The sequence below is a fragment of the Mycobacterium sp. DL99 genome (assembly GCF_004762045.1).
In the GTDB taxonomy this organism is placed as follows: domain Bacteria; phylum Actinomycetota; class Actinomycetes; order Mycobacteriales; family Mycobacteriaceae; genus Mycobacterium.
The window spans coordinates 3270694-3283983 of the sequence record NZ_SJOM01000007.1 but is presented as its reverse complement, the minus strand read 5'-3'; the positions used below and the strand labels follow the sequence as shown (position 1 = coordinate 3283983).

The following is a 13290-nucleotide window of genomic DNA, read 5'->3' as shown; positions in this document are numbered from 1 at the left end:
CTCTCCGCTTTCGGCGACGACATCACGGGGCCGACGGGCACACCGCTCCTCGCGAAGAAATTCTCTGGACGCATGACCGGCAACACCCCCTGCGCGTTGAAGGGCACGCCGGCCAGGTCACAGGAATTGCAAAATTTGCAAGGGCAAAGGTCAAGACGCGTTTGAACACTGACCCCGGAGAACGTTCTCCCAAACATCTACACCGAAACTAGGTAAAGGCCATGATCATCCTCGGAATCATCATGATTGTTCTGGGGCTCCTCCTCCCCGGCCTCGTCCCCACATTCGCTTTCGCCCACGTTGTCCTGGTGATCGGGGTCATCCTGCTGGTCGTCGGCCTGCTCATGATGCTGATGGGCCGGACGGGTCACGCCATCGGCGGCCGGCGTCACTACTACTGACCGACCCGTGGGTCATGGCCGACGACATTGAGCCGAAGGCCGTGATTGCCCCCGCCCCCAACAGTCGAGGGCATGCCCACTTCGAGACTGGTCAGGCGAGATGCCCTCGGCCAAACCGTCACGCTGCGTGCAGAACACACGTTTCACTAATCCCAAGGAGCCGATATGGCTACCAGCAGTATCGTTTTCGTCGCCCTCGTAGTGTTCGCGACGATGGTGCCCATCGCTGTCTTCGCGTGGGTGGCGGGCAACAAACGCGACAAAGATCAATCTGCGACGCCCGACAACATCGACCAGTCCGTCAAACAGGGCCCACCGCAATTTCGACAGCGCGAGGGGTGGGCTGACGAGGCCACCGCCGCCCGTAACGCTCCGCGCAGTCCGAAGCCATCGTCTGGGCGGCCCCAGCACGAGGTCTGTCACGGCGGGACGGTCTCCAGCGCAACGAGGCACCGAACTCCCCTCAGCAGCTCAACGACCCAGTGGGACCGGGCGGACACGATGGATACCGTCCCCCAGGCATCGCACGCGCATATGAATGCCGACAGCAAGAAACGCCAAGACAATTGACAGTCTCAAGCCCAAGGCCTCGCTTGAAACAAACGTCGAACTCCGAACCTTGGCCGCGCAACGACTGGCTGATCCCTGGGTCTGAGCCTGCCGCCAGCCCCGGCCCGATATTGGTTTATCGGCGCGCGCAACGGCTATCCCATGGGATGTCTTCAGCGTCATTTCCGTTGCGTAGGCAGGAGCGGCGATGCCCCGGACCGTCGGCATAGAGGAAGAGTTCCACCTTGTCGACCTCTCGACCAGACGGCTGGCAACGCGGGCACCAGAGGTGCTGCACCTGTTGCCTGACGGTTATGTGGCCGAATTGCAGAGCTGTGTCGTGGAGGCGAACGGCAGTGTGGTCAGTACTCTTCCGGACCTCCGGGCTGATCTGACAGCGCGGCGCCGAGTCCTCGTCGATACCGCCGCCACTCTCGGGTTGGGAGTGGTTGCCGCAGGCGCGGTTCCGTTGTCGGTGCCCAGCGAGATGCAGGTGACCCAGACTTCCCGTTATCAGCAGATGCTTGCCGACTATCAGCTGTTGGCACGCGAACAACTGATCTGTGGGACCCAGATACACGTTGGAATCGACGACCGTGACGAGTCTGTCCTGGTGGCCGGCCGGGTGGCCGCCTATGTTCCCACTCTGCTTGCGCTGAGCGCGAGTTCGCCATTCTGGTCCGACGGATCTGATACCGGCTACAGCAGTGTCCGCACACTGGTATGGCAACGATGGCCCACCACTGGATTGGCGCCTCCGGCCACGTCAGCCGCGGAGTACGACACGTTGATCTCCAATCTCGTTGCGACCGGAGTGATCACCGATGCGGGGATGTCGTATTTTGACGTTCGCCCCGCCCTGCGAACTCCTACCTTGGAGCTGCGCGTATGCGATAGCTGCCCACGTGCCGACACCATCGTGCTCATCGCGGCGCTTTTCCGCGCGCTCGTCGAACGCGAAATCGAGGGACTACGCGCCGGGGTGCCTGCCGCCACAGTGGTCCCCCCGCTCGGCCGCGCCGCGCTGTGGCGAGCTGCCCGGTCAGGGCTGGAAGGCGACCTCGTGGACTTGATACATCCGGCGAGTCGCCCCGCGGGCGATGTGGTTACCGACTTGGTCCAGATGCTCCGCCCACAGCTGGAGGCATCCGGAGATTGGCAAGCCGTTGAGGAGTTGGCGCGCCAGGCGCTGGCAGACGGCAGCTCGGCGGCCCGGCAGCGTCGCGTCATGCGCATGAGCAACAGCCTGTTCGACGTCGTGGATCACCTCATCGCTGAGACGGCAGACATCGCGCCCCGTGCCCAAGGTGCGTGGGCAACACGGCATGACACGACTGACAGTGGTGAGAGTCTCGGCTCGCCTTTCCCAACGATCGCTTGACCGCGACCTGCATTCAGACTGGATCAGCGTAGGATCACAACTATCGGCGGTACTTCGTACACGCAACCATTTCGAGTGTGTCATCGCTGATTTGAAGGACAGGGCCGCGCCACGCGGTCCAGACGGGAGCGTCTCCATGACGCCACAGCAGACACGCAGAAATGATCAGAACTCCACCGTGCCGGCGCGTACGCCGCGCCTACGGTTAAAGCCCAAAGCACCACAAAGTGGCTATGTCGACGGGGCGTGGTGGCCGCACACAGATGACCTCAGCGCAGAGCTGCCAGACCTGCTGGCCGTGCTCTCGGTGCGCCTGGGCCGCATCGACCGGGTGCTGTATCACCTGAGCGCATGGGCGAACGCGCCACGAAAGCTCATCACCGGAGGGCGGGCGGTACGCCTGGATGGGTATCGGCGACAGCCGATCAACACCGTTGAAGTTCTCGGGCTCGACGGTGACCGGCTCACGCTACTGGTGATCCCGCCTCACACCGACGCCAACGACGCACACCGCACCATGATGACCGCGGCGCAACCCCACAATGCCGCGACCGTCGACGGATTGCTCATGATCAGCCAACGAGACCGGGACAGACGCACCCAAGCTTCCACTGCTCAAGAACGCTGGGAATCAGAAGGTGGAACTACGGTTTCCCCAGAGTTAGCGCAGCTACGCGGCTGACACCGAAACTTCCCAGGGGCCGGCATTCACCGGATGGCAAATTGCCTCCGGCGATGGATGTGTTGTGACGCATCAGGTTTGGTGGTCGAACTCTGACTAGGATCAGGGTCGGTCAAAGGAGCGAGCGAATCTCGAACCTGACTCAAGGCTCGCCTGGCAGTAGTCGAACTATGAGCGGTGATGAAATAGCCTGTGGGGCTTTCGCTTTTCGTCTCCGGCCACCTCAGTCCAGCCGCCCACCGGATAGGTCGCGGCCGGCATAGTTTCGGCTCGGATAACTTCTAATGACCCGTCGTTGTGTTTGACATAGCGATCGCCGAAGCGTGCAAACTCATCAGTGACGCCGTCGTTGCGGGTTACTTGTACAGTCATGGTCAAATCCGATCCCTGACGATATCGCCAGCGTCTTGTTCTTCAGAAGCCGTCACCGGATGGGCATCCGGGAACGCGCTGCGTGGTTTGATGTCTCTGATTCCCAGCGCTGCTGGGCAACGCTGGCCCGGTCCAAGCTGATCCGGACGCGCGGTTCGATCCCGAGAAGGCGGTCCACACGGGTCTCGTCGCTGGGATGCGCAGCCCTCATCATCGTCGCGTGCGCATCGGAGGCGTCCGCGTGCACAGCTATGACCAGCAAATCGAGTCGACGGAATCCAGGGCCTAGCAGACTGATTGTTGAAATCGGTTGGCGCTCATATCCGTCCAGCTTGACTGGAACGCCACCGGTGTCGAGCTTTCGGGGCGCGGGCCGCCAGTCAGACAATCGGTAGAGTACCCGTTCGACGTGTCCCAGCCTGACGGACAGCACCGCTAGTAGGTCGGGAAGTTCAGCGCTGAGGTCATCGCCGCGAGGCCACCACGCCCCATCGACAAACCCATTGCGTGGCGCCTTCGGTTTCAACCGCAATCTTGGAGTACGGGACGGGCCTTGCACCCGGTCCGAATTCTCAGCCGCTTGTAGCGTCATGTGGACGCTCCCATCTATGGCCGAGCCAAGCGGCCTATTGAATCGGTGCTCCAAACCCGGATGGGCAATCCGTATGACGGAACACCAACACGTTTAACGATACTCGCAGTCACACAAAAAAGCGACAGCCATGACCGCGTTCAGCCCGGTGCATTGGCATCTATCGATGCCCGCAGCGAAAACGCGTGGATCATAAAGTGATCGAACAAGTTTGGTGGCCACATCAGACCGACGGGGCGCCTGGTTCGAGTAGCCGCTTGGGGTGCATGCCATCGACCTGGCCGATGAACGGCGGGTGGATGCTGTAGCCCAGCATGCGCCGGATGTCCTCGGACACCGCCCGCACGGTGTCGCGGGTCATGGACAAGGTGAATGCCTCCTGCGGGCGCAACCACGGCTCGCAATACTGCGCCGTCAGCGCCAGGCGTGCGTTCGCGGATCGGTTGGCACCGCCGCCGTGCCACAGCGTCCCGAGAAAGAAGACGCACGACCCGGCGCTCATCACCACCGGTTCGCGTTCGGCGGGCTCGGGCTGCCGATCACCCCACTCATGGCTGCCCGCGACGATGTCGGTCGCACCGTTGTCGGCTGTGAAATCATCGATCGCCCAGATGGTGGCCGCGCCCAAGGCTTTTCGCGGTCGGGGCAGCGGATAGAAGCTGTCGTCGGTGTGCAACATCTGTGCCTGCTCCCCCGGCAGGATCCTGATGACCTGCAACATCGACAACAGGTAGTTCGGCATGAATAGCCGGTCCAGCAGTGCCAGCACGCGTGGATGATCGGCGATCCGGTCACAGCTGCGGGTCTTGTTCAACACGCTGTACACCCGCTGGGTGGCGTGGCCTTCGAACCCGTTGCGGCCCCGCCGATCCAACAGCGGCCCCACAGACTCCCGAATCGCGTCGAGTTCGGCAGTAGTGAGCAGATCAGGCAGGATCACGTAGCCGTCGCGCAGGACCGCCGCCAGATCCGCCTCGGCCACCGCATGGTCGACCTGCTCACCGCTGCTGCGGGTGCGCCGATAGGTGCCGGCCAGGTCGCCGGCCAACTCCGTCAACGAGGTCACTTCAGTGCTCATATCGCCCTCACCGAGACATAACTGACTTCTGTTATTCTTCGGACTATGGCACGGGCCCCAATCGGACGTCAACAACTACTCGATGCCGCCCGCGACGAACTCGTCCAGGAAAACGGTGTCATCGAGCTCAGCGGACTGACGCGCCGCGCCGGGCTCAGCACCGGCGCCCTCTATCACCACTTCGGATCGAAGAGTGGTCTCCTGACGGCGATCTACGACGGCTTCTACGACGGACTGCGCCACGCCATCGCCGACGCCCACCTCCCCACCGGCGACTGGGCCACTCGCGAACGCGACCGCACCCATCGCTTCGTCGCCTACCACCTCGCCGACCCGCTGGCGCCGATTCTTCTCAACCGCACCGCCAGCGACCCACAGCTCACCGAACTCGAAGCCGCCTATATTCACGACCTCATCGACAACGCCGCCACCAACATCCGCCACGGACAGCAACTCGGTGAACTGCCAACAGATCTGGATGCCGACAGCGCTGGTGCCTATGTCATCGGCGGCCTGCGCCACGGCATCGCACAACAACTCCGTGTCACCCCGACACCGAACCCCGACCAAGCCACACAAACACTTTGGCGCTTCACCGCCGCCGTCCTCGGCATCACGTAGCCCGACGGGACTGCATTACCAACCGCGTCAGCTCCGGTCGTCCTGACCGCGTCCGGTAAAGCGGTTCAGGGTGGAGATGCCCGGGATGTTGGTCAACATCCGGAAGACGTCGTTGCCCGTGTTGATCAACGATTCGAGTTGCGGCAGGAGGCGGTCCACCGTACGGAACATCGGGTCGGCCATGGCCATATACCGTTCGGTCCGATCGATCGTGGTGTTGAGCCGTTCGGTCGCGACGGCGAGGTTCTCCAGCAAATCGGGCAACTGCGCGGCGAGTTGAGCCGACGCCGGCGGAATACGCAGCGCACCGCTCGCCACCGCCTGTGCGGCTTCCACGGCGGACTGGGCCGTGCCGACCGCGGCTTGAGCGGCCGATTTGAGGTCGCTCGGTTTCGGTACCTTCTGGCTACTCATACTGGCAACTGTGCCCCACATCGGCCGCACAGTGGCCGATAACCAGCAACATTGAGCACTGTTGTCACCCTGTGCTCGCCGAAGGGCAAACTTGATCAATGGCGCCGCGGCGCTGAGCCCGCACACCGCCCGGATGTCCGAACGGAAGGAACCCCCATGAGCGCACCCCGGACCCCGATCGACCCGGACGCACCGGTGCTCGTGACAGGCGCCAGTGGTTACATCGGCAGCTGGATCGTCCGGTATCTCCTGGAGGCCGGCCACACGGTGCACGGCACAGTGCGCAACCCGCAGAAGACGTCCGGACTCGAGCACCTACACAAGCTTTCGGCTGACCATCCCGGCCGGTTGAAGCTGTTCAAGGCCGACTTGCTTGAGCCCGGTAGCTTCGACGAGGCGATGGACGGGTGTGAGCTCGTCATGCACACCGCGTCGCCGTTCCTGCTCTCTGGCTACAAGGATGCCCAGGAAGCGCTGATCCGCCCGGCGCTCGAGGGCACCCGCAACGTGCTGGACGCGGTCAACCGCACGGAGAGCGTCAAACGCGTGGTGCTGACCAGCAGCGTGGTCGCGATCTACGGAGATGCCCGTGAGACACGGGACGTGCCCGGAGGTGTCTTCACCGACGAACACTGGAACACCACCAGCAGTGTCGACCACCAGCCGTACCCCTATTCCAAGACCGTGGCGGAGCAGGAGGCCTGGCGGTATCAAAAGGCGCAGGACCGCTGGGACATGGTCACCATCCACCCGGGCCTGGTGCTGGGTCCTTCCCTGACCAACGCCAGCGACTCGGCCAGCCTGAGCACGATGAAACAGTTCACCGATGGCACCCTGCTCGCCGGTGCTCCCGCGTTGACCATGGGCGTGGTGGACGTGCGTGACGTCGCCGATGCCCACCTGCGCGCCGGGTTCACCCCGGAGGCCCACGACCGCTACATCGTCAACGCCGACTCGCTGAGCCTCCTGGAGATCGGCAAGGTGCTGCGCCGCCGTTTCGGACCGTTCTACCCGTTCCCGAGGATGACCGCACCCAAGGTGCTCGTGAAAGCCATCGCTCCGGCAGCCGGGCTGACGCGAAAGTTCGTCGATCGCAACATCGGATACCCGTTGGCATTCGACAACAGTCGTAGCCGCAACGAGCTGGGACTGGCCTATCGGCCGGCCGAGCAGACCGTCACCGATCATTTCCAGCAGATGCTCGACGACGGACTGGTGCGCCGGATGCCCGGCGGCCAGTGACACATCAGTAGCGATCGATCTCGATCAGTCGTTTGTCGCTGATCCCGAAGTGATGTGCGATCTCATGGAGCACGACGTGCCTGATCTCGAGGCGTAGACGATCCGCGTCGCCGGCGGCGAGTCGCGTGATCGGCCCCGTGAAGATGCTGATCTTGTCGGGGAGCGCTCCGCTGTAGGTGCTGGTCCTTTGTGACAGCGGTACGCCGCGGTACAGGCCGAGCAGCGGCTGGCCGTCGGGAGGCTCGTCCTCGACGACGATCTCGACGTTGCTGATTGCCGCACGCAGATCGGCCGGAAGCGACCTCAGCGCGGCGTTGATCGCCTCATCGAACAGGTCATTGAGACCCAGTCTCGAATCCGCGTCCATCTCTCCAATGGTGCCAGAATCGCGGCAACCATCACATCAGACGGGCTGGGCTCCCGGTTCGGGCAGTCGGTTGGGGTACATGCCGTCGACCTGGCCGATGAACGGCGGCTGGATGCTGTAACCCAGATGCTCGACGACGGGCCGGTCCGCCGGATGCCTGGTAGCTAGCCCGCGGGCTCCGACGGTAGTCCATATTGCACTGCAATGCCGTTGAGCAACATGGTCATTCGCTGTTGGAAGGTGGCTTCGCTGAACGGGTCATAACCGGACTGGGCGACGGCACGCAATGTCGGATAGTCGGTGGCGGGACGCTTGGCGAGAAGTTTGAAGATCCGGGCCAGCCACGGCTGTCCGCTTTCGGCATGAAGGTGTTCGCGATGCGCCTCGGTGACACTGCCGATCGCCATCGCGCTCACCGCCGCCCACACGGCCATCGCGTCGTCGGGCGCCAGTCCGTGCCCGGCGAGCGCCTCGACCGCATCGCCGTTGCATTCCATCTCCATTTCGTCGCGCACCCCGCCCGTGACGAACTTCTCCACCAATGCCGGCTCCGACGCCAGCACAGTCCGGATGTAGGACGCGTAACTGCGCATCCAGGTTGCCCAGTGCTCGCCGGCGTACCGCGGCGGCGGTGACATGACGAGTGCGCGCTCGGCGGCGAGGCGCAGCAGATCGTCCTGGTTCTTCACGTGGTGGTACAGCCCGGGAAGGCTGATGCCCAGATGCTCGGCGACCCGGCGCATGGTGACGTTCTCGCTACCGATCTCCAACACCGCCGCCACGATGGCACTCTGGTCGATTCGAGGCGGCCGGCCACGCCGCGGCGTTAGGTCGTTGGAGGTCACGGAATCCTCCTACCAGGCGGGACACTCTCGATCTGGGGGTTGACGTTAATCCATATGAGTTCTAAGAATCAATATGAAAATTCAGTCGACCACCTTGATCTGTCACAGAAATGAGCAGCAACATGACTGACGCCGCGCACCGCCAGAACCGTCAGGTCCTGTTGCGCCGCCGCCCCAATGGCCTGGTGTCTCCCGATGACACCGAGATGGTGACGGTGCCCGCTCCAGTACCCGCGGAGGGCGAGGCGCTGCTGCGCACCACCTATGTCGGCATCGACGCCGCCGCTCGCACGTGGCTGGACGGCGAGCCCGGCTATCTTCCACCCCTCGAGCTGGGCGAGGTCGTACGGGTGGCAGGTATCGGCGAGGTCGTCGAATCACGTTGTGATGCCTACAAAGTCGGTGATCTCGTCACCACCCTGACCGGACTGCAGGATTACGCGATCATCCGCGATGACCTGTTCAGCACGCTGGTGGTCGGATACACCGATCCGCTGGCCGTGATGTCGATCTACGGGCCGACCGGCGCGACGGCCTACTTCGGCATGAAGGGTGTCGGCAATCCGCAGGCGGGCGAGACCGTCGTCGTTTCGGCGGCCGCGGGTGCCACCGGGTCGGTGGCCGGCCAGATCGCCAAGATCGCCGGTGCTCGGGTGGTCGGTATCGCCGGAGGCCCGGAGAAATGCCGGGTCGTGGTCGAGGATTTCGGCTTCGACGCCTGCGTCGACTACAAGGCCGGCAACCTGACTGCCGCGCTGAAGGAAGCGTGCCCCAACGGGATCAACGTCTACTTCGACAATGTGGGCGGGGATGTTCTCAATGCGGTGCTGGCCAACCTTGCGCACAAGGCGCGCGTGGTGATGTGCGGCCTCATCTCCAGCTATCTCAACGGCGATCACCCCGGGCCGTCCAACTACGTGAACCTGCTCGCCACGGCCTCGACGATGCAGGGCTTCATCGCACTCGAAGAGTGGGCGCGCTTCGATGAGGCGTTCGCCGCGCTGCAGGGTTGGGAACAAGCGGGGCTGCTGGTGCACCGCGAAACCGTTTACGAGGGGCTGGAATCCAGCGTCGAGGCCCTCAACGGCCTGTTCAACGGCGCCAACATCGGCAAGATGCTGGTGAAGATCAACGAACCGGGCCAAGCGTGACGACGACGGATCCCGACCGGAGCGCGGTACCTGCACCGGGAGTTGTCGATACTGCCGACGAGGTCGACACGCACTGGCTCACCGCGGCACTGAACTCGTCCGGCATCGCTGCGACCGTGCGGCAGGTGACCTCGGAACGCGTTGGGACCGGTCAGATGGGTTCCTGCTCAAGACTGCTCATCGACTACTCCGACGGGACCGGGCCCGACCGGCTGATCATCAAGCTGCCGGCTACCGACGCCAACAGCCGGGCAGCCGGCACGCTCAGCTATAGCTGTGAAACCAGCTTCTACCGCGACTACGCACACCGGGTCGGTGCGCGGCTCCCCCGCTGCTACTACGTAGCCTCCGACGCGGAGGCCAACGGCTTCACGCTGTTGTTGGAAGATCTGGCCCCGGCCGAGCAGGGTGATCAGATCGCCGGCTGCACAGTGGATGAAGCCCTGGCCGCGGCGGTCAACGCCGCCGGATTGCACGCCTCCACCTGGAATGACCCCGCGGTGCGCGAGCTGGACTGGCTGATCCCCGACCTGACGGCAATGCCCGAGTTCGCAGCCGAGCTGCTGGCCAACGCCACCGACCAGTTCCTGCAGCGGTACACCCTGCAGCCCGAGACCGCCACGGTACTGCAGCGGTATTCCGACGAGTTCATGTCCTGGGCGGCCGGACGCCGAGAACCGTTCGCGCTGCTGCATGGTGACTATCGCCTGGACAACCTGCTGTTCGCCAAGGCGGGTGCCACCGATCCCGTGGTGGCGGTGGACTGGCAGGTCATGTCGACCGGCCTACCCCTGCGGGATGTCGCGCTGCTCGTCGCACCGGGGCTGTCAGTACCCGACCGCCGCGCCGGCGAGCGTTCGATCATCGAGGCCTACCACCGACGGTTGGTCGAACTCGGCGTCACCGGATACAGCCTCGAAAGTTGCTGGGACGATTATCGTTACGCGCAGTTCCAGGGGCCTTTCGTCACGGTGCTCGGTGCGCTGGTAGGCCAGCCCTCCGAGCGCGGCGACCGGATGTTCACGGTCATGGCCGAACGGTCGGCCACCGCGATCACCGACCTCGACGCGTTCTCCCTGCTGGGCAACTGAACAGAAACAGGACCGATGCTCACACCGTTTGACGACTTCCCCATCCATTCCTCGGCCGAGCCGGTCGCGACGCCGGCAAGCGCCGACCCCAACCACTACGACCGCTACTGGTTCAACGGTCATCAGCGCGACGGCGAGTTCTACTTCGGTGCGGCGATGGGACACTATCCGGTTCGTGGGGTCATCGACGCGGCGTTCAGTCTGGTCAAAGACGGCGTGGAACACTCGATCTTCGCCTCCGGGGCCATGCCGCTGGACAGGTCGGCAACCGTCGGCCCGTTCCGCATCGAGGTGGCCGAACCGCTGCGGACCATCCGGTACATCGTCGACTCGAATGAACACAACATCGCCTGTGACCTGACGTTCCGCGCCACCACGGTCGCTATCGAGGAACCACGACAAACGCGCCGAACCGCCGAAGGCATCATCCTGACCGACCACACCCGCCTGACCCAATGGGGTACCTGGGAGGGGACGATCAGCGTCGACGGTGAGGACACCGCCGTCAACGCGGGTTCGGTGCCCGGGACCCGGGACCGTTCCTGGGGAGTTCGGCCGGTCGGCGAGCAGGTGCCGGTGCTCCGGCAACCGATGCCGTTCCAGGTGTTCTGGCTTTGGGCACCACTGCATTTCGAAGATCGCTTCACCCACTACGCCTTCCACGAGCACGAGGACGGGCGCCGATGGTTGGAGACCGCGCAGATCCTGGATCCGCTGCCGGCGGGGGCTTCACCGTGCAGTCGGGTCGGTGTGCGGGAGTGCTACGACATCGGCTACGAACTCGACTGGGAGCCGGGGCGACGCGAAATCCGGTGGGCGCACCTGTGGTTCACCGATCCCGTCGAGGGCGAGACGCATATCGAGGTGGAGAAGCTGTTCACCTTCCGGATGCGCGGCATCGGCTATTGGCATCCGCACTGGGGACACGGTTCCAACCACGGACAACTCGAAATCGGCCGGGAATCCATCCGTCTCGACGAGTTCGACCCGACCGACTTCGCTTCGATCCACCTACAGAACGTCGTCAAAGCAACGATGGGCGAGCGCACCGGAATCGGCGTCGTCGAGCAGATCGCCATCGGCCCGCACGCGCCATCCGGGCTCACCGGATTCCTGGACGGCCACCGATCCTGAGGCACGTTCTGTCGTCGCGGAACTTCGCTAGCTGATTCGCGGATCGGTCACCTCGTCGACCAGTTCATTCGTCGCGGGGTCGAGCCGCTGCAACCGAGACACAACATCGGCATCTGTCGTTACTTTCATGATCAGCTCGGCTGGGTCGAGACCGAGCGATTTCAGTGTCGCCGTTGCGGTCTCGACAGCTTCGTGCTCGCTGATGTCGCGCCCACCGGAATAGACCTTGGTCGTGTGCGCGTACGCAGTTGTTCCGTTCACCGGGCGGTGAAACGAGATTCGCCGGACACTGACGGCCGGAAGTGGCGGGCCGGAGAAGGTCCCGCTGGTATCGAACTGATTGACGACCGACACCGATGCGCCGTTGTCCGTCATGAGGTCGAAATGCAGCTCGGTCACGCCGACCGCGACAAGAGACGGTCCGTTCACGGTGACGGCTGATCCACCGACAACGGCAGTACGAAAGAACCCGAAGCTCCGGAAAATCGGTTTGGGCGGAAGATCTACGTTGAACTCCATGTGCAACGCAAGGTTCGATTGAGCGACGACGGAGCGCGGCGCGTGCGAGTAGTGAACGGTGGCCGTATGGCCCCAGGTTTGGACGGTATCCGTCAAGACGATCATCACCGGCGTCCCTTCTGCATCCCGATGTCCACAAGCGTATGGAGCGGCGGTGCAGGTGCCATGAGTAATCCGCTACCTGTTCTGGGGCACCCGGTCATCGGGGACTGTCCACCTGGCCCCGGTGCATCAGGAACGCGGCCGGCTCGAGTTCGGCCGCCCCGTGAAAGAACTTGAGCTCAAGCGGCTCCCCACTCTGCAAGATCCGCATCAGCGATTCCAGCAACTCGGGGACCACATCCATCACCACGTAGCGATCGAGCCCCAGGTAGCAGCTTTGCACAGGCCGCCGGATGTAGATGTAGCCCGCAGTGCGGTCCTCATTCACCAGTTCGATCCAGCCGAGGAAATCCACGTCGGTACCAGATCGGTACAGCACGGTGCGGTATCCGGTGACGGGATTGACCTGCCTGATCGGGTAGTCGGCTTCCTCGGCACGCAGCCGGCGATCATCCCGCAAGTCTTCGGGCAATAGATCGGGATTCATCGCTCCCCCTTGAATGGTGTCGCCTCCTCTCCAATTCTGATTGGCCGAAACCGCGGCGTACCGCGTAGTCGACTACGCCATTCGGGGACCCGGCCGTCGCCGGGCTCGATACCAAACCGCAACCTCTACAAGGAATTACAGAAGTGCAATTTTGTTGCGAGTGGGACTCACGTGATTATTGTGATGTAGAGTACGTACGTACGTAGTTACTACGTAGTTATTGAATGGTCCGATACCAGGTCAGCCACGCCTGATCCAGGGC

Annotated in this window: 17 protein-coding genes and 1 pseudogene; 9 read left to right on the top strand and 9 right to left on the bottom strand. The window is 63.4% G+C overall.

All coding sequences use genetic code 11. The annotated features are described in order from the left end of the window. Window positions 1–221 precede the first annotated feature (221 nt). From EYZ64_RS16125 to EYZ64_RS16110, 4 genes are all read left to right on the top strand, one after another. Window positions 222–401 (top strand): DUF6131 family protein, encoded by a 180-nt coding sequence (locus tag EYZ64_RS16125; protein ID WP_135454692.1) that lies wholly within the window; start codon window positions 222–224, stop codon window positions 399–401. A gap of 165 nt (window positions 402–566) precedes the next feature. Further along, the gene (locus tag EYZ64_RS16120) at window positions 567–971 is read left to right on the top strand and encodes a hypothetical protein (protein ID WP_135454690.1); all 405 of its coding nucleotides are present in this window, start codon (window positions 567–569) and stop codon (window positions 969–971) included. 187 nt (window positions 972–1158) lie between these two features. After that, window positions 1159–2331: a carboxylate-amine ligase gene (locus EYZ64_RS16115; protein WP_135454688.1), complete on the top strand. Its 1173-nt coding sequence runs from the start codon at window positions 1159–1161 to the stop codon at window positions 2329–2331. A gap of 136 nt (window positions 2332–2467) precedes the next feature. Then, the gene (locus EYZ64_RS16110) at window positions 2468–3013 is read left to right on the top strand and encodes a DUF5994 family protein (RefSeq protein ID WP_167857853.1); all 546 of its coding nucleotides are present in this window, start codon (window positions 2468–2470) and stop codon (window positions 3011–3013) included. Between the two features lie 168 nt (window positions 3014–3181). Here the strand turns inward: EYZ64_RS16110 and EYZ64_RS32445 are convergent, their stop codons facing one another. The 3 genes from EYZ64_RS32445 to EYZ64_RS16095 form a co-directional block, all read right to left on the bottom strand. Further along, complete coding sequence (locus tag EYZ64_RS32445; protein ID WP_135454686.1) at window positions 3182–3385, bottom strand: hypothetical protein; 204 nt, start codon at window positions 3383–3385, stop codon at window positions 3182–3184. Window positions 3386–3437: 52 nt separating this feature from the next. Next, entirely contained in the window at window positions 3438–3977 is a 540-nt protein-coding gene (locus EYZ64_RS32440; protein ID WP_135454684.1) for a DUF5994 family protein, read from the bottom strand. Between the two features lie 223 nt (window positions 3978–4200). Further along, window positions 4201–5055 (bottom strand): phytanoyl-CoA dioxygenase family protein, encoded by an 855-nt coding sequence (locus EYZ64_RS16095; protein ID WP_135454682.1) that lies wholly within the window; start codon window positions 5053–5055, stop codon window positions 4201–4203. 45 nt (window positions 5056–5100) lie between these two features. Here EYZ64_RS16095 and EYZ64_RS16090 point away from each other — a divergent pair, with 45 nt between their 5' ends. Further along, window positions 5101–5676, top strand: a complete 576-nt coding sequence (locus EYZ64_RS16090) for a TetR/AcrR family transcriptional regulator (protein WP_135454680.1) — start codon at window positions 5101–5103, stop codon at window positions 5674–5676. Between the two features lie 27 nt (window positions 5677–5703). Here the strand turns inward: EYZ64_RS16090 and EYZ64_RS16085 are convergent, their stop codons facing one another. Further along, on the bottom strand, window positions 5704–6090 hold the full coding sequence (locus EYZ64_RS16085; protein ID WP_135454678.1) for a hypothetical protein: 387 nt from the start codon (window positions 6088–6090) through the stop codon (window positions 5704–5706). A 156-nt stretch (window positions 6091–6246) separates the two neighbouring features. Between EYZ64_RS16085 and EYZ64_RS16080 the strand changes: the two genes are divergently transcribed. Beyond that, the gene (locus tag EYZ64_RS16080; RefSeq protein ID WP_135454676.1) at window positions 6247–7332 is read left to right on the top strand and encodes an SDR family oxidoreductase; all 1086 of its coding nucleotides are present in this window, start codon (window positions 6247–6249) and stop codon (window positions 7330–7332) included. Between the two features lie 4 nt (window positions 7333–7336). Here EYZ64_RS16080 and EYZ64_RS16075 read toward each other — a convergent pair whose 3' ends face one another. From EYZ64_RS16075 to EYZ64_RS16070, 3 genes and pseudogenes are all read right to left on the bottom strand, one after another. Further along, window positions 7337–7699, bottom strand: a complete 363-nt coding sequence (locus EYZ64_RS16075; RefSeq protein WP_135454674.1) for a metallopeptidase family protein — start codon at window positions 7697–7699, stop codon at window positions 7337–7339. A 36-nt stretch (window positions 7700–7735) separates the two neighbouring features. Continuing rightward, window positions 7736–7825 (bottom strand): annotated as a pseudogene (locus EYZ64_RS32435) (phytanoyl-CoA dioxygenase family protein); the annotation flags it as partial. A gap of 38 nt (window positions 7826–7863) precedes the next feature. Further along, window positions 7864–8544 (bottom strand): TetR family transcriptional regulator, encoded by a 681-nt coding sequence (locus EYZ64_RS16070; protein ID WP_135454672.1) that lies wholly within the window; start codon window positions 8542–8544, stop codon window positions 7864–7866. Window positions 8545–8666: 122 nt separating this feature from the next. Between EYZ64_RS16070 and EYZ64_RS16065 the strand changes: the two genes are divergently transcribed. The 3 genes from EYZ64_RS16065 to EYZ64_RS16055 are packed head-to-tail and all read left to right on the top strand — an operon-like array spanning window position 8667 to window position 11920. Beyond that, window positions 8667–9695: an NADP-dependent oxidoreductase gene (locus EYZ64_RS16065; RefSeq protein ID WP_135454671.1), complete on the top strand. Its 1029-nt coding sequence runs from the start codon at window positions 8667–8669 to the stop codon at window positions 9693–9695. Beyond that, complete coding sequence (locus EYZ64_RS16060; protein WP_135454669.1) at window positions 9692–10786, top strand: phosphotransferase; 1095 nt, start codon at window positions 9692–9694, stop codon at window positions 10784–10786. Before EYZ64_RS16065 ends, EYZ64_RS16060 begins: the two co-directional genes overlap by 4 nt. 15 nt (window positions 10787–10801) lie before the next feature. After that, window positions 10802–11920 (top strand): Rv3169 family protein, encoded by a 1119-nt coding sequence (locus EYZ64_RS16055; protein ID WP_135454667.1) that lies wholly within the window; start codon window positions 10802–10804, stop codon window positions 11918–11920. A gap of 27 nt (window positions 11921–11947) precedes the next feature. Here EYZ64_RS16055 and EYZ64_RS16050 read toward each other — a convergent pair whose 3' ends face one another. Then, a complete protein-coding gene (locus tag EYZ64_RS16050) occupies window positions 11948–12547 on the bottom strand; it encodes a hypothetical protein (protein ID WP_167857852.1) in 600 nt (199 codons plus the stop codon). A 91-nt stretch (window positions 12548–12638) separates the two neighbouring features. Further along, window positions 12639–13028 (bottom strand): hypothetical protein, encoded by a 390-nt coding sequence (locus EYZ64_RS16045; RefSeq protein ID WP_135454662.1) that lies wholly within the window; start codon window positions 13026–13028, stop codon window positions 12639–12641. Between the last annotated feature and the right edge of the window lie 262 nt (window positions 13029–13290).